This is a genomic window from Pseudoalteromonas porphyrae (assembly GCF_001298125.1).
In the GTDB taxonomy this organism is placed as follows: Bacteria; Pseudomonadota; Gammaproteobacteria; order Enterobacterales; family Alteromonadaceae; genus Pseudoalteromonas; species Pseudoalteromonas neustonica.
Window position 1 is genome coordinate 68,445 of the sequence record NZ_LHPH01000005.1, and the last position, 16,524, is coordinate 84,968.

Genomic DNA, 16,524 nt, shown 5'->3' on the forward strand with positions numbered 1-16,524 from the left:
AGAGTATATGCTCTACTGATGTTAAGAGTATGCTAAATATTAGTAAAACCCAATAGCTTATTCATAACGTTTTAACTTTTTTTCTAATGCAGCCAGTTTTTTTTCTGTTGATTTTTTCTTTTTTGCGTAGGTTTTATCGATTCGTTTGATCTGCTTTTTAATGTCTTTTGCAGTGTGCTTTTTATCATCATCACTCATCAGGCGTGTTAGGCGTTCTTGCTGATTATATTCAGCGGTATCGCGTTTACGGCTTAAAATTGCAAGTGTATGTTTTACGCTGCGGATCTCGCTATGGAGGTTGCGTACTATTTGTTCGCGCTCAAGTGCGTTGAGGGATTTAGTATGATCAATTTTGGATGAGTCTGCTACGTTAGCCGTTGTGACTTTATGCTGGGTTGCTTGTCCACTGCATGGGAATTGACTGAAGGTCGTTACTTTATCCGTGATGCATTTATAGTAATGAGTATCATTAGCTATTAGGCTTGATGTGAAAAGAACGATAAAGAAAATAAAAAAAATTGCGGGTGATTTCATTACTTTTAACCTTCCTTAGTCAGGTAATAATAAAAACTATAACCTAACTAGGGCAAATCGCAAATTAAATGCTCAAGCCCTAATAGACATCTATAAGGGCTGTTGTGTAGGCTAATGCGTAAATGTTCTTAGCTTTTTAATACTATGTACTAAAAATGGGATATCTAAACTTTGCTCAATTGAAAAGCCTTGTGCAGCAGATATATTTTTATAATTACCCTCAGAATCAATCAAAGTAATGCGATCTTTTTTGTACGCAATGAAGACACCTTGTGAATAATTAACACCGATATCGTCTTTTTTACTATATAAATTAACGCCCAGCATGCTTTGTTTTGTAACATTAGGGCAGTTTAAGTATTGGCCTACACTGGTAGCAATGAGATCGCTTGGTTGGATTAGGCCATCAGCTCGAGTGACTTTTTTATCTGAGCTATATAAAGTAGAGACACTAACAATACTATTGTTATCAGTCGCCAAACTAAAAGCGAAAATATGGGTGTTATTATCACGAACTGTGGTCTGTGCATCTGCATTTACGATACGGATTGCAGCACCATCTGTTTTAGCTCCATTTATATATGTGAAATCTTCAAATCCAGTGACCGAAAGGCTACGACGTTGTGTTTGCCACACCGGAAGATTCTGCTCGTCCATAAGTACTGCTTTATAATAAGCAGGCAGGCCATAAATTAGACTAAAAAGTGCATCTTGATGATCAACAGCTTGTAAAAACTGCTCTGTTTTATATAAGTCTGTATGCTGCTTAGCAAACTCATCTAGATTTGCTGTAGAGCTAAATACTAAGATATCAATGGTTGCGGGCGTAAAATTTTCGCATCGGGTTAGTGGTGAAGGGGCACTATAATTAATATTTTGCGATGTGAGTTTAACATTGTGTGCCTGCTTGTAGCTTTCAATATCTAATAAATCATTCTTTGCTAATAAACTTTTAGCCGTGGTTGGATAAGATAGCGGCAACACGTTGTCTTGCTTGGTGATATCAAATTTTAAATTAGCATCAGCCCAAATATGAATACTGTGGCTCATAGCAAAACATACTAATAAAAATGAGCTGGCGTATCGTGCGAACTTATACTGTTTTAAACGTGCTAAATGATGCCAAGTATAGTTACTTGCAAGTAATTGAAATGCAAAAATAAGTATGACAATCCCGCCAGCAAGTAAACTGGTTAACCCCGGGCTGCTGGTTAATCTATGCCATAATAAAGTCACAATTTCAGGCAATGCTGAACTACTTAAGTGATAACCTAAATTAAAATATACGTAAGCGTCAAGCGTAAGTAGTGATGCTCCGCAGGTTGCAAGAATGGCGGCCATTCCACGAATATGCCGAGGGTAGGGGAATATAAGGCTTAACGGAAAAATCGTCAGCACAAAGGCAATAAAGGTAATAAAGCTAGTGTGGCTAAGCCAAGTAACTAGCATATAAACATACCCGATTGCAGTTGTCGGTGGCGAGTCGGCAAATAAGTAACTTAAACTAATAAGCAAAACTAAACCAATATTAGCGAAGGTGAACCAATGGCCCCAACTTAATAATTGACTCGCTTTAGACGAAAACTGATTGTGCTGCGATAAATTCATAAAGTTTATTTAACCGATTGCGCAAGTGCTTTCGCAAAGTTATCCGCAACGGCTTGTCTTTTCCCTGTTGGTACATGCTCTTTTAAGATATGCGTGATAGAATTTCCTAAACACATAAGACTTAAATCAACCGGCGCATTGTGTTTAGTTAACACATCAATGAGTTGATCGACGATTTGTTCTACTTCATCATTAGAATATTTTGATAAGATTGGCATCAGTTGGTTCAATAAAAGAGTTATATTCTCATATTTTAACACCAGAGGCGTGAAAAACAAAGATGGCAATAGATGTTAAAAAGTTAGTCGTTCATTATGTAGACAAAAAAGACGACGATACGCAAATTCATTTGCGCAATGACGAAATGGCAGTGAATGAAAAAGTCGCTGTATTCATCGAGCAACTGCATCACGCATATAACGGTAAACCTGGTAAAGGTTATTGTGCATTTAGCGGAGATAAAAATAGTGTGGTTGCATCTGCAATGCAAAGTTATCGTAATGACGAACTTGGCTTTTGGCACATGACAGAGCAAGCAACTACTGTATTAAAAGAAGAATTAAATAAGTATGCGTTTAACGAAACCGGCTATTTAATTTTTTGTCATTACCAATACGTCGCAACGGATTATATGTTGATTGCGATGATCAACATTAAAGAGCACTATTCAATTACCTCTGAACTTGATTTAGCCTCATCACGTCATTTAGATATATCTCGCATGCAACTTGCTGCACGTATTGATTTAACTGCATGGGATACTCAAGCTGAAGATAATCGTTATATTTCGTTTATTAAAGGGCGAGCTGGGCGCAAAGTAGCCGACTTCTTTTTAGACTTTTTAGGCTGTGAAGAAGGCATTGATCCTAAGCAGCAAAGTCAAGTGATGCTCAGTGCAGTTGAAGATTACCTATCAGAGCAACAATTTGATAAGTCTGAAAAAGACGACTTGCGAAAACAAGTTTTCGATTATTGTAATGATTGTGTCACCACAGGTGAAGACGCGAATGTCAGCGAATTATCCGCAACCTTGACTAAAGGTGACGACAACCCGTTTGAAAGCTTTTGTAAAGAGCAAAGTTATGATTTAGAAGAGTCATTTCCAGTTGACAAGAAAACAGTGACAAGTATGGTTAAGTTTTCAGGTCTTGGTGGTGGTGTAAGCATTAGCTTTGAACGTAAGCATTTAGGTGAACGCGTTATGTATAACGACGCTACTGATACGTTGGTTATCAAAGGCATTCCGCCTAACTTAAAAGATCAGTTACAGCGCTTTATGGAAAATGAGAAAGAGTAAGCTTAAAACAGAGTTACAAATAAAGCCGCGAGATCTGACGCGGCTTTATTCTTTGTTTGAGTTGTACTTACTGTTAATTTTCTATGAACTTCACAGTAATATTACTTTTGTGTTTTGCACGTAATTTTTAACCCAATTACAGAACTTCTTGGCCTAAAGTCTGATTGAGCATGACAGGCAAAATTACGATGATTCCATCTCCAGTTGCCTTTTCCATAGCGAAGCGTGTTTTCAGTCTGATCTTCTAGTCCCATTTCCATCATTCGTTTATTGATATCAGAAAAAGTGGCGTTGAAAAAACCATTGTTGTCAGGCGTAGATGAAAAATTTCTTGCGTACATTTTTCCTTGATAAACAATTTCACCCATGCCATTTATAAATCTTGCACTCACATTATGGATAGGAACATTTGAATATTGATATTTACTGGGGGCTAAAAAAGAGTACTCGTAATTAAAACTACCTTGCGGGATGATATATTGCTGCTCAATTAAATCTAAATTCAAAAGTACTAATTGGTTCAAGCCAATATAATTCAAAGCATCTTTGACAGTATTAATCTCTTTAGGGATCTCGTTAACTATTGGGCTTTGAGAAGCACTTTCATTTTTTTGGGCAACGGTTGATGCACTTTTCTTACAAGGAATGTCGGTATATGACACATTCCCTTGTTCATCTTCGCACATATACACTTTTGCTTGTGTGACAAAGCTTGATAAAAGTAGCATAGTGAGTATAAGTTTGGTCATATCATTCCTTGGTTTTTATAATGAATTTATTTTTTCTTGCGTGAGTTCCATATAACGTAAATGGACCTGTATTTCACAGTTGTTTTCAGCAATTTGGTCCATTGTATTTTCAATGGCATATTTTATCGAGTTACTTTTATTTTTATTATAATGAGCTTGTTGTTTTTCAAGATGAGCGTTTAACCTCTCGTTCTCTTTTTTTAATCTATCCTTACTATTTTCGTGCGTCTTTAAAACATTCATCGCATTTTTTTTTGTAGTGTACTGTTTATTCATCGTATAGGAAGAACTACCTTGATAATAATTACCATGATATGAGATAGACTTATTGCAACTGAGTATTGTGCCCGAGCCTTTTATGGGAACTTCAGCACCGGGGGTATACTCTTCATGTTCTTCTTCAGAGCCATGAGATTGGTTTTCATTTTTATTCTTTGCTTTTGGAGTGGGGGTTGACTCAATACCCTCGACTACTTCCGCACTTTGACTCGTAGGAACATCAGAAAAATGACGAACACCATTCTTATCGACCCAGCTGTAAACTTGTTGTGCACAAACGGACACTGAAAATAATACAGCACCAATAAGCAACTTAAATTTTATCAGGTTATTACGCATAAAACCTCCTTGTGAATTGACTCGAATGAGTATTTTATTATAGTGATGTATTAGGCTAGAAAACCCATTATTCTGTCAAGGGGAAATTATTAATATGAAAGGGATTATTTATTTTTTACTGGCTATATTTGTGTTGTTGGTTTGTTATAACAAATTGGTTGAAAGAAAAGTAGTCGTTGATTATCACAAAATGAGTGAACAAATGCACAATGAAGCAAAACTTAAGCAGCAAATGGTTGCTCAAGATATCCAGCGTCAAATGCAATCTAGGGGAGGGCAAATTGATAAACATATCTTACTTCATAATATCGATCCAACGATTCCAAAGGTTGGAGAGTTAGAACAGCGATGCAAGGAGTTAACATTGAAATCTGATATGTCTCAATCTATTTATGATAAAAATATAGCAGAACTCGAATGTGAAAAATATGAGGCGTACAAATTAGCGAGTGAAAGCTAGGGCGTGTTGACCTTTCGTGATTGATTTTGCAGCAGACTGTTTGGTATTTAGGCAAGGCAGCGCCTATGTAGTGTGGTTGTTCCCCATAAATAGGCGATAACGCAGTATAAATGCCAAACATGCGCTGCCCAAAGGGTTTTTCCTAGGGGCGATTGACTCTTTGTTACCTACAGGGATGTAGGTAAGGGGCGTGAGCAGGACGCGGAAGCTTTGCTCGGTTTTTACTTAGCCCGCTAGGTTACAAACTTCGCGCCGCGATTAAATCGCCCCTAGGTTGAACAAATTTCAATCCACAAAGGTCAACGCGCCCTAGGGTGTGTTTATCTTTCTAGGTTAATTGTAAGCAGACTGTTTGGTTTTTAGGCAAAGGAGAGCCCGTTTAATTGGTTATCGCTATTTCATTATCGCCACTAGTAATAAAAAAGCCGCGATAAACGCGGCTTTGACTCTGTTTTACTTAAAGATCGATCACGAACCGCCTGTTGTGCCAGTACCTGTAACTGGTTTTTCAGTTATGGTGCATTCAATGGGAAGATCAATAACCACTTCATTTGTCGCACTCGCGGCGAAATCAGGAGAAGTCACATAAGTTCGGCTGACTTGATCCCATACTCTTACTTTATAATTACCTTCAACAACGTTTGAAAAAGTTGCTGTGCCGTCATTTGCAGTATATGAATAGGTCACGTAGTTATTGCTTGAATCAATCAAATACGCGTAAGTTGAAGTTGCTGCCGGTGGGGCTTCAACATCACCTTCAGCGTTGTTACTACAAGCATATTGTGTTTTGATTTTTTGATCTACTCGCGCTGGAGCAGTATCAAGTGTTAGCACTAGTTTCTTCCCATCCAACTCACAAATGTCATTTAGTTTTAATCTAGATGCTGAAGCATCAACCGGATTATTAGCGTCACCTTCGATCCCATCAATAATATTAGTGCCATTATTTAATAGCGACATAAATACGGAAAATGACGGCGGGTTAGCTATCGTAGACTTATTGTAGTAACGGAATTCATACCCACGTTTAAGTTTACGGTAACCACCAGATTGAGATTCCACAAGCAGGTCAAATGCGGTTACATTATCAGTTGAGCCATCTGCATATTTGATGTCAAACTGAACTTTGCGATCATCACCGCATTGGCCAAAGTTAGGTTCGCGCCAGTTAAAGAAATCAAGATTCCAGTAAGATAAGTGAGTTACCTGAACTGCTACGTCAAAAACATCAGCGTTATCAGCATTTACTTGAGCAACACCATAGCTTTCAAAAGCCCATTGCGCTTCATCCGCATCGTAACTCCATACAGGGATTATATCACCTGCTTTGATTGGGCGTGTCGCAATTGCTGAGCCATCAGAGGAAACACAGGCGCCTTTGCGAAAGTAAGCACTATCAGTTGATTTAGACGCATCAACAGCAAAAGCAGCCACTGTAGCTTGGTCTAGATTATCTAAATCAGCATAAGTCATTGGGCAGGCGTTTGATGTTTTAACTTCTACTTGCATTTTAACTTCAATTGAGTTTTTAGTGGCGTTGTCACCATCACCCGTTGAGCCAAACTCTTTCACTTTGTTACCAGCATCATCGGTCAATTCGATGGCAACAAAACCAGCGGTTGTAAATGAGCCTGTGGTTGTGACTTCAGTCGTTACATTATCTGCGGTAGGAACAGAAACGGCTAGGTCAAGACCACCAGGGAAGTAATCTAGTGCTGATTCAGGGCGACTCTCATTATTGTCGTTTGCAGCAGCACTGGAGCTAGCTTCATTGTTAAAATACGCAACAGCAAGGGAAGGGGCGCTTGTTAAAGGAACTAGCTCACCAGCTTCATTTTTAGCAAGCATTTTAGATCCACTGGGTATTGATATTTGAACTCCCCCTTTGTCGCTAGTGGCACTGCCATTGGTTTTAGTTACTGTTTTGGCAAGCTTTAATGCTGAGCCATCAGATGTTTCAAGTGATCCATCTTCTTTAAATGTAACCGTAGCGCCATTTTCGGCTAAATCATTCACTGATTTTTCTTCAGACACAATAGCAACATTATCAGCGTCAATACTACGAGAAACTAATGTTACAGTTTCTGCAACTTCAGAATCATCAACTGATAAAGTAATTACTTTACTGTTATTAAAATAGCCAGGAGCAGTAAAATTCACTGTTATTGATGTTTCAGCAGTGAGTTCTGATAATGACGCCGCAAATAAGCCTGCGCCATTGGTAATCGTTAAATCATCGGCTGTTAACGCTTCGCCTTTGGTTGAAACAACATTGGCTGAATTTTTGGTGATCTTTACTGTAATAGGCACATCAGCAGAGCCTAAGCTATTACCTTCGCTATCTTTTACAACTACAGTGAAAAAACCAGCTTGTTTTTCAGATGTGGTACCTGCAGGCAGTTCAACAACCTTTTGTGTTGGTGTCGGTTCTACCGGAGGAGGTGTTTTATCATTGTCACTAGAACATGCAGCCAAAGTTGCTGTTAGGCCTAATGCTATGGCGAGTTGTGTTAGTTTGAACTTATGAATTTCCATAATTTAACTTTCCTTTGAGAATTATATTAACTAAAAGTTGTCTCTAATTATCCGCAGAAATACTGCTTACCCGCATTAAATTAGCATGCAATAAAGTTGTATTAAAAATAAGCAAAGTGATAGTAGCAAATGGGTTTGTTAATATATAGTGTCAAGTGATGGTTTTTTGTTTTTTTTGTTTGTAGTAAGTAACTTTAATGTGTATGTAGTACTCGGGTCTGTTGATCTTTGATGATTGAAATTTATTCAAACTCAGGCGGTTCAATCGCGGCGCGAGATTTTGAATCGAGTGGACTAAGTAAAATCGAGCAAAGCCTCCGCGCCCTGTTCACGCCCTTTATCCACATCCGTACAGGTAATAAACAGTTAGTCGCCCCTTGGGAGAACCCTTTGGGCAGCGCATGTTTGGCATTTATACTGCGTTATCGCCTATTTATGGGGAACAACCACACTACATAGGCGCTGCCTTGCCTAAATACCAAATAGACTGCTGTAAAATCAATCACGAAAGGTCAACACGCCCTAGTTATAGCGCAATTTTCTTGTCATTAAATAGACCCCATATCTAAGTAGATTGGTATAAGAGTTACCAAATAAAAAGTAGGGGATTACAGAGATAAAAACTTCAGTTGTTTGGGGCTTTATACTTTAGTGTCAATTTAGGTTTCAGCTATAAATAAAAAAGCCGTGTTAATTTTATTAACACGGCTTTTTTATTTAGTACTTAACTAAACAATGTGAGTTCTTAAGCACTCAATGTTTTAGTCATTGCAGCACTAGCACGACCAGCAGGCTTTAATGAACCGGCACGCAAGCCACTATCTGGAATCGCTTCACGCTTATCATGTGCCATTGCCTTAGGTGTATGAATAACATCGCTATCAGCGACTGGTGTAGGTTGAGCCATTGGCGCACTTGCTTTTCCAGTTGTGATCACTGTTTTAGTGTTAGAAACAGTTTGTGTTGGTGCTTTTTCAACTACTGGAGTAGGCTCAGTAACAACAGGTGTTTCTTCAACTACTACAGGAGTAGGCTCAGTAACAACAGGTGTTTCTTCAACTACAGCAGGAGTAGGCTCAGTAACAACAGGTGTTTCTTCAACTACAGCAGGAGTAGGCTTAGTAACAACAGGTGTTTCTTCAACTACTGGAGTAGGCTCAGTAACAACAGGTGTTTCTTCAACTACTGGAGTCGGCTCAGCAACCACAGGTGTTTCTTCAACTACAGCAGGAGTAGGCTCAGCAACCACAGGTGTTTCTTCAACTACTGCAGGAGTAGGCTCAGTAACCACAGGTGTTTCTTCAACCACTTTAGGAGTCGGCTCAGTAACCACAGGTGTTTCTTCAACTACTGCAGGAGTAGACTCAGCAACCACAGGTGTTTCTTCAACTACAGCAGAAGTAGGCTCAGCAACCACAGGTGTTTCATCAACAACTTCAGGAGTAGGCTCTGCGACAACAGGTGCTGCTTTAACTACTTCAGGAGCAGATTCATTCGCTTCAGTAATCGCATTTTCTTTTGCTTTTAACTCCGCTTCATATTCGGCTGCGGCTTGATCTGCAACTGGAATAAACGCTGGCGGTTGTGTACTTTGTGTTTGAGTAGCTTCTTCACCTTCAGGACGACGACGACGTTGGCCTGCGGCACGTAAATGGCGAGGTGAGCGGCGTGAACGTGTACGTGTTTGGCCTTGCTCTTCATCTGCAGAGGCAGCATCTTGTTCATTCACAACTACCTGTTCAATGTCTTGTGCAGGTGTTTCAACAACCGGTGCTTTTTCTACAACAACGTCTTCAGTTTTTGTCGGGGTCTGAGTCGGTTTTTCATCAGCAACAGCTTGCTGTTGATCATCAGTTGCAACAACTTGGCTATCTTCAGCTTGTAAGCGTACCTTTTTACGTATGTTACGACGTTGACGGCGAACTTTTGGTTTTTGTTCAGTAGTTTCAACTGTAACATCTTTTACTTCAGGTGTAGTTGCTGCTGCAACTGCCACTTCTTTTTTATCGTCATTACGAGTTTCATTACGTTTACGCGAGTTAGGATTGCGACGACGTTTATTACGATTATCGTTTCTTTCCTGCTGCTCAGTACTTGTTGATGCATTATCGTTTTTAACAACAACAGCTTCTTCTGTTGAACGCTCATTAACCGGCTTATTACGTGAGTTGTTGTTACGACGACGTTGATTGTTTCGACGACGAGTATCACCATCATTGTTACGATTGCGGTTATTGCGGTTACTCTGTGCAGTTTGCTGTTCTTGTTTCTTTGTTTCTTCTTTCTTCTCAGATGAATCAGCGAATAACGATTTGAACCAGTTGCTAATAGTTGTCAGCAAGCTAACTTGCTCTGCAGCTGGCTGACTGGCTGTTTGCGTTGGAGCTGGCTTTTCAACAGCTTGCGGGGCCGGTGTCGAAGGCATTACCACACCTTTTAAAACTGGCTCCTCACGTACTACCGCTGTTGGTGTTTTTGATGTTTCAAATACTTCTTGCTCAGGAGCAATCACTTGCTCATAGCTTACAGTCTCGATGGTTTCGTCTTTACGTAAGCGCATAACTTCGTAATGAGGCGTTTCCATGTGTTGATTAGGAATAATCACAACATCGCAATTATGACGTTTTTCAATGCGATGTACGCTACGACGTTGCTCATTTAACAAATAAGCGGCAACAGCAACAGGCACTTGTGCGTTAACTTGTGACGTATTGTCTTTAATCGCTTCTTCTTCGATTAAACGTAGGATTGATAATGCAATCGACTCGTTTGAACGAATAGTACCTTGGCCACTACAGCGTGGGCATGGACCTTGGCTTGCTTCACCTAATGAAGGGCGCAAGCGCTGACGCGACATTTCTAGTAAGCCAAAACGTGAGATCTTACCAATTTGTACACGGGCACGATCTGGACGTACAGCATCTTTTAAGCGGTTTTCTACTTCACGTTGATGACGTGGTGGTGTCATGTCGATGAAATCGATAACGATTAAGCCACCTAAGTCACGTAAACGCAATTGGCGAGCAATTTCGTCAGCAGCTTCTAAGTTGGTGTTAAGCGCTGTTTCTTCGATATCACCGCCTTTAGTGGCTTTTGATGAATTGATATCGATAGAGGTAAGTGCTTCAGTTGGATCAATTACAATTGAACCGCCAGAAGGCAGGCGAACTTCACGTTGAAATGCTGACTCAATTTGGCTTTCGATTTGATAATGAGTAAACAGTGGGACTTCACCTTGATAAAGTTTTACACGGCTCATGAAGTCAGGGCGAAAACGCTCTATATGCGCTTTTGCTTCTTCAAATACTCGGGCTTTATCAATCAGTATTTCACCGATATCACGACGTAAGTAATCGCGAATAGCACGGAAAATCACGTTGCTTTCTTGATGAATTAGGAACGGAGCTTTACCGCCATCAGACGCTTGTTGAATCGCATCCCAATGTACTAATAGCGCTTTTAAGTCGTAGTTAAGCTCTTCAAATGATTTGCCAACACCAGCAGTACGCACGATTAAACCCATACCTTTAGGCAGTTCTAAACGGCTTAATGCTTCTTTAAGTTCTGTACGCTCATCACCTTCGATACGACGAGAAATACCGCCAGCACGTGGGTTGTTTGGCATAAGCACTAAATAGCTACCAGCAACACTAATAAACGTAGTAAGAGCTGCGCCTTTTTGTCCGCGCTCTTCTTTATCTACTTGAACAATGACTTCTTGACCTTCTTTGATCACGTCACGTATGTTCGGACGACCGTGAAAGGTATAACCTGTCGGGAAGTAAGTGCGAGCAATTTCTTTTAAAGGAAGGAATCCGTGACGATCAGCGCCATACTCAACAAAAGCGGCTTCTAGTGACGGTTCTATACGTGTGATTTTGCCTTTATAAATATTGGCTTTTTTTTGTTCGTGACCCGGGCTTTCGATATCTAAATCATACAGGCGCTGGCCATCAACCAGTGCTACGCGCATTTCTTCTTGCTGCGTCGCATTGATTAGCATACGTTTCATATTGTTACTCTACTGTGTTATGTCTCTGACATGACGAAACTTTTCGCCTGTTCAGTTGCTCCCATCGCTTCTTTTTATACAATCTCACGACTGGATCTGTGGGGGAGCTTTGCTCTGTATCCGTTTAAGTATCTTTATGGTGCTGGCTGACAATAACGTGTTGTCACGTTATTAGATTCTAAATAGGGGGAAAACAAATGACTGTTTTTACAGTTATCTATTTGAGTTCTGCCCAGAGTCGACCATGTATTAAATTAACTTGTACGATTTACAATGCATCTGCTGAACGGCGTATCGTACGCCGTCACGATCAGACAAATTATTTGTTCATTGCTTTTTTTATCAACATTAAAAAACACATCGTGGTCAAACTTAACTAGCGATATATTACGCGCATCGGAGTTAATTGAACGCACGTGCAAACTAGGTATGTATAAAAGCTTTGGAAAACTTAACTCGGATCTGTATGATCAATTACCCAGAATGTGCATCACGAATGTATTAATGTGTTAAAAAGCACCGTTGTTATGTGCAAATTTATATTTGCGCTAGCGATTATCCCATTATTATAACCGTGTTAGCAACTAAATTATTTTTACTTAAATCAGTGATTAGGCAATGTCAGAAAAAACCGGCTTACAAGTATCTTTCGTCACGATTACCGAAGACCATTTAGGTCAACGGATTGATAACTTTCTTATTACCCACTTAAAAGGGGTGCCTAAAAGCGCTGTTTACCGAATCCTTCGAAAAGGTGAGGTGCGTGTGAACAAAAAACGTATCAAACCTGTTTACAAACTTCAACTTGACGATATTGTGCGTATCCCGCCAATTAAAATCGCTGAGCGTGAAGAGTTTGTGCCAAAAAATTTAGATGTAGTAACTAAGCTTGAAGACGCTATTTTATTTGAAGACAAGTATCTTATTGTAATTAATAAACCTTCAGGCATGGCTGTGCACGGTGGCAGCGGTTTAAGTTATGGGCTTATTGAAGCGTTGCGTGTTCTACGCCCTGAAGAGCGAAGCTTAGAGCTTGTGCATCGGTTAGATCGGGATACATCAGGTTGCTTATTGATTTCAAAACGTCGCTCTGTCCTGACCAGTCTTCATGAACAGTTACGTGAAAAAACCATGGAAAAAAACTATTGGGCATTGGTTGATGGGCAATGGGATTCAAAAGATAAAAACGTTACCGAAGGGCTGTTGAAGAACACCTTGCAATCGGGTGAGCGTGTTGTTCGTGTTAATAACACCGAAGGTAAGCCATCTCATACACGCTTTAAAGTGTTAGAACGTTTTGATGAATGCTCACTGGTGCAGGCATCACCCGTTACTGGTCGTACGCACCAAATTCGTGTTCACACTCAGTGCCGTGGGCATGCTATTGCTTGCGATGACAAATACGGTAACCAAGCATTTGATGCAGCGATGCGTAAAATTGGTTTAGGGCGGTTATTTTTGCATGCACATGACTTGAGTTTTTATCACCCTAAAAACGAAACCACCATGCGTGTTGAAGCACCACTTGATAAAGCACTTGTTAATTGCATTAAAACATTACGTGCAGCCAAATCGTGAAATCCTATAAATTAGTGATATTTGATTGGGATGGCACAGTGATGGATTCAGTGACAAAAATAGTAAACTGCATGCATCAATCTGCGATATTATGTGGCTTAGTTGCTCCGAGTGACGAAGCAACCGCCAATATTATAGGCTTATCACTTGAACAGGCTGTGGCTACTTTATTTCCTAACGATGCAGATTTATATGCTGACTTGATCGCAGGCTATAAACATCAATATAAATATGTAGATGTAACGCCAACCCCTTTATTCGAAGGTGTTGAGCAAACTTTAGCTGCATTAAAAAATAGTGGTGTGTTGTTAGCTGTTGCAACCGGGAAAAGCCGTGCTGGGCTTGAGCGTTTACTCGATGAAACAAAGCTTAGGAATTATTTTGTTGCAACGCGCACCAGCGATGATGCATTGTCAAAACCAGCGCCTGATATGCTATTACAATTACTTGATGAGCTCAATATGAGTGCTCTTGATGCGTTAATGGTTGGTGACACTAAAATCGACATGGCCATGGCGAAAGCAGCCAATATTGACCGCCTAGGTGTGACGATGGGCGTACACAACGCCCAACAGCTGCAAGAGTTTGCGCCAATTGCTACGGTTGATTCGTATCAGCAATTAGGTGCGCTCTTACTTGATCGTTAGGCTTGATTACTTAATACATCAACCCCAAACTCAGTCAATAATTGGCTGAGTTTGATCAATGGTAACCCAATCAAACTGTTTGGATCATCGCCATTGAGTTTCTCAAATAAACAAATACCTAAGCCTTCACTTTTAAAGCTGCCAGCACAATTGTAAGGTTGTTCAGCATCGCAATAAGCGCTTATTTGCTCATGCGAAAGGCTTTTGAACGTGACATCAAAGGGTTCGACGCGTGTTTTTGTTGTGTTTGAAAGAATGTCGTATACGCACAAGCCAGTTAAAAAAGTGACTGTATTACCGCTAAATAGGCTCAGTTGCTTTATTGCGTTTTCTTTATTGTGGGGTTTACCCAAAATTTGCTGGTCAAATATTGCAACTTGATCAGAACCAATGACTAAACCCGCTTTAAAAAGGCCTGTTGCAGCGCGGGCTTTGAGCTCACTTAATCGAGAAACAAGCGCAATCGGTGTTTCGTTTACGTGAGGGGTTTCGTCAACATCAGGTGAAAAAGTATCAAATGGTAGATTAAATTTTTGCAATAAAGACTGACGAAAGGGTGAACTTGAGGCTAAAATGAGAGGGTGCTTCATGGATTGTTTTCCTAATGAAAATCAGATTGAGTTAGGATAAATCAGATCCGTAAGTAAAACAAAGAAATGAATCACGAAAAACCAGTTAAAAATGGTTTTTTACTTTGACTAACCAAGTAACTATCTATATGATGCAGCCCCTATGCAAAAGGTGAAAATTCCCATCACTCTTCATCCAGGCAAAGCAGCTCAACACCGTTTAAAGTATGACGGCATTGTACCGCTTGAAAAACTTACCCGTTTACGGGAAGTTGTGCAGGAAGAAGTAGGTGAAATAGCGGTAAAAATTCATTGCAAAAACGACGATCAAGGTTTCGCTGTGATTAGAGGCAATTTGTCCACACACGTTACTGTCACTTGTCAACGTTGTAATGGTAATTTAGGGTTGGATTTGGTTCAAGACTTTGTTTATTCCCCAATTGGAGAGGATACAGAGTCAGATATTTTTCCAGAAGACTACGATGAAGTAGCGCTTGATGAAAATGGTGAAATTAACGTTTTTGAGTTAATCGAAGACGAACTAATTTTAGCAGTTCCATTAGTTGCTACCCACAACGAAGCTTCATGCAGTTATTCAGCAAAGCCTGCCAGCTTTGGTGTTTTAAAGGCGGAAGATGATAAACCTAATCCATTTGATATTTTGAAACAACTTAAGAAAGATTCTTAGGAGAAGACTATGGCTGTACAAAAAAGCAAAAAGTCTCGTGCAAGACGCGGCATGCGCCGTTCACACGATGCGATCAGTGGTCCAACTTTAACTGTAGACCAAACATCTGGTGAGACTCATCGTCGTCACCATGTGACTGCAGATGGTTACTACAAAGGCGTTCAAGTAATTTCTAAATAAGAGATTGCTTTTATGCTGACCAATCTAACCATTGCGTTAGATATGATGGGGGGCGATTATGGCCCCCGTTCATCTATCCCCGCAGCCGTTAACGCGGTAAATGCCAATGCCAACTTAAGTTTAATCTTATGTGGTAACGAACAAGTAATATCTAAAGAACTCGAATCGCTTGATTCTCTTTCCCATCCTCGTTTAATTATTCGTCATTGCACTGAAGTTGTCACCAATAGCTGTGAACCGTCTTCTGCTGTGCGAGCAAAAAAAGATTCCTCAATGCGCGTTGCCCTTGATTTAGTTAAATCAGGTGAAGCACAGGCGTGTGTGAGTGCCGGAAACACCGGTGCACTATTATTCATGGCTCACTATGTACTGAAAATGCTTCCAGGTGTAAAGCGCCCAGCATTAATTTCAGCAGTACCAACGGAGCGTAAAAACCCTGTTTACTTACTTGATTTAGGTGCCAATGTGCATTGTGATGCGCAAACCTTGTATCAGTTTGGCATTATGGGGTCGGTGGTCGCAGGGCAAGCGCTTGGTTGTGATAATCCTAAAGTCAGTTTATTAAATATTGGCTCTGAAGCGATTAAAGGCCATGAAGATATTAAGCAAGCTGCAGAGCTTATGCAGCAATGTAAGTATATAAATTATACCGGTTATAGCGAAGGCAGTGATATATTTACTGGTAAATCAGACGTTATAGTTTGCGAAGGTTTTGTGGGCAATGTCGCTTTAAAAACGTGCGAAGGGATTGCAAAACTCATTATGTTTAAGCTTACTAAAGCACTGCGCAAGCACTTTTTCTATAAATGCTTAGCCTTTTTGCTACGCCCAGTAATAAAAAAACTCTATAAAAGGGTGAACCCCGACCAGTATAACGGCGCTTCTCTGGTAGGATTGCGCGGTATTGTCGTAAAAAGCCATGGAAATGCCTCCGCTAAAGCATTTCATGCTGCTATCGACGAAGCTGCTAAAGAAGTTGAGCGTCAACTTCCTGAAAAAATTGCAGCTATTTTCGAGCAAACACATTCAACTAAAAAGTAGCGACTGAC

15 protein-coding genes are annotated in these 16,524 nt (G+C 40.1%); 7 read left to right on the top strand and 8 right to left on the bottom strand.

The features are described 5' to 3' along the window. Positions 1-57 precede the first annotated feature (57 nt). The 3 genes from ADS77_RS05970 to ADS77_RS05980 all read right to left on the bottom strand — a co-directional run bounded on the left by ADS77_RS05970 (position 58) and on the right by ADS77_RS05980 (position 2,360). Positions 58-534, bottom strand: coding sequence for a hypothetical protein (locus tag ADS77_RS05970; protein ID WP_054203546.1), 477 nt, complete (start codon positions 532-534; stop codon positions 58-60). A 111-nt stretch (positions 535-645) separates the two neighbouring features. Beyond that, on the bottom strand, positions 646-2,142 hold the full coding sequence (locus tag ADS77_RS05975) for a DUF3413 domain-containing protein (RefSeq protein ID WP_054453404.1): 1,497 nt from the start codon (positions 2,140-2,142) through the stop codon (positions 646-648). Between the two features lie 5 nt (positions 2,143-2,147). Continuing rightward, the gene (locus tag ADS77_RS05980) at positions 2,148-2,360 is read right to left on the bottom strand and encodes a DUF1414 domain-containing protein (RefSeq protein ID WP_016707302.1); all 213 of its coding nucleotides are present in this window, start codon (positions 2,358-2,360) and stop codon (positions 2,148-2,150) included. Positions 2,361-2,422: 62 nt separating this feature from the next. Here ADS77_RS05980 and yejK point away from each other — a divergent pair, with 62 nt between their 5' ends. Then, positions 2,423-3,439 carry a nucleoid-associated protein YejK gene (yejK, locus tag ADS77_RS05985; RefSeq protein ID WP_054203548.1) on the top strand — a complete coding sequence of 339 codons (1,017 nt, stop codon included), beginning with the start codon at positions 2,423-2,425 and terminating at the stop codon, positions 3,437-3,439. A 101-nt stretch (positions 3,440-3,540) separates the two neighbouring features. On the opposite strand, the gene ADS77_RS05990 is transcribed toward yejK, so the two are convergent. Further along, positions 3,541-4,188 carry a DUF4124 domain-containing protein gene (locus ADS77_RS05990; RefSeq protein ID WP_054203549.1) on the bottom strand — a complete coding sequence of 216 codons (648 nt, stop codon included), beginning with the start codon at positions 4,186-4,188 and terminating at the stop codon, positions 3,541-3,543. Positions 4,189-4,203: 15 nt separating this feature from the next. After that, a complete protein-coding gene (locus tag ADS77_RS05995; protein WP_054453406.1) occupies positions 4,204-4,806 on the bottom strand; it encodes a DUF4124 domain-containing protein in 603 nt (200 codons plus the stop codon). Between the two features lie 94 nt (positions 4,807-4,900). Between ADS77_RS05995 and ADS77_RS22070 the strand changes: the two genes are divergently transcribed. Beyond that, positions 4,901-5,266: a hypothetical protein gene (locus tag ADS77_RS22070; protein ID WP_054453408.1), complete on the top strand. Its 366-nt coding sequence runs from the start codon at positions 4,901-4,903 to the stop codon at positions 5,264-5,266. 468 nt (positions 5,267-5,734) lie between these two features. Here ADS77_RS22070 and ADS77_RS06005 read toward each other — a convergent pair whose 3' ends face one another. After that, positions 5,735-7,801, bottom strand: coding sequence for a hypothetical protein (locus ADS77_RS06005; RefSeq protein ID WP_054453410.1), 2,067 nt, complete (start codon positions 7,799-7,801; stop codon positions 5,735-5,737). A 745-nt stretch (positions 7,802-8,546) separates the two neighbouring features. Continuing rightward, the gene (gene rne / locus ADS77_RS06010; protein ID WP_054453412.1) at positions 8,547-11,813 is read right to left on the bottom strand and encodes a ribonuclease E; all 3,267 of its coding nucleotides are present in this window, start codon (positions 11,811-11,813) and stop codon (positions 8,547-8,549) included. A 618-nt stretch (positions 11,814-12,431) separates the two neighbouring features. Here rne and rluC point away from each other — a divergent pair. Continuing rightward, complete coding sequence (gene rluC / locus ADS77_RS06015) at positions 12,432-13,391, top strand: 23S rRNA pseudouridine(955/2504/2580) synthase RluC (protein WP_054203554.1); 960 nt, start codon at positions 12,432-12,434, stop codon at positions 13,389-13,391. Then, positions 13,388-14,038 (top strand): HAD-IA family hydrolase, encoded by a 651-nt coding sequence (locus ADS77_RS06020; protein WP_054453414.1) that lies wholly within the window; start codon positions 13,388-13,390, stop codon positions 14,036-14,038. The genes rluC and ADS77_RS06020 overlap by 4 nt, the downstream gene beginning before the upstream one ends. Here the strand turns inward: ADS77_RS06020 and ADS77_RS06025 are convergent. Next, entirely contained in the window at positions 14,035-14,628 is a 594-nt protein-coding gene (locus ADS77_RS06025) for a Maf family protein (protein ID WP_054203556.1), read from the bottom strand. The genes ADS77_RS06020 and ADS77_RS06025 overlap by 4 nt on opposite strands. 142 nt (positions 14,629-14,770) lie before the next feature. On the opposite strand from ADS77_RS06025, the gene yceD reads away from it, so the two are divergent. Genes yceD through plsX form a run of 3 tightly spaced genes read left to right on the top strand, consistent with a single transcriptional unit; the run spans position 14,771 to position 16,516 of the window. Continuing rightward, positions 14,771-15,295, top strand: a complete 525-nt coding sequence (yceD, locus tag ADS77_RS06030) for a 23S rRNA accumulation protein YceD (RefSeq protein ID WP_054203557.1) — start codon at positions 14,771-14,773, stop codon at positions 15,293-15,295. 9 nt (positions 15,296-15,304) lie between these two features. Beyond that, positions 15,305-15,475, top strand: a complete 171-nt coding sequence (gene rpmF, locus ADS77_RS06035) for a 50S ribosomal protein L32 (protein WP_002962381.1) — start codon at positions 15,305-15,307, stop codon at positions 15,473-15,475. Positions 15,476-15,487: 12 nt separating this feature from the next. After that, a complete protein-coding gene (gene plsX, locus ADS77_RS06040) occupies positions 15,488-16,516 on the top strand; it encodes a phosphate acyltransferase PlsX (RefSeq protein ID WP_054203558.1) in 1,029 nt (342 codons plus the stop codon). The last annotated feature ends 8 nt before the right edge of the window (positions 16,517-16,524 follow it).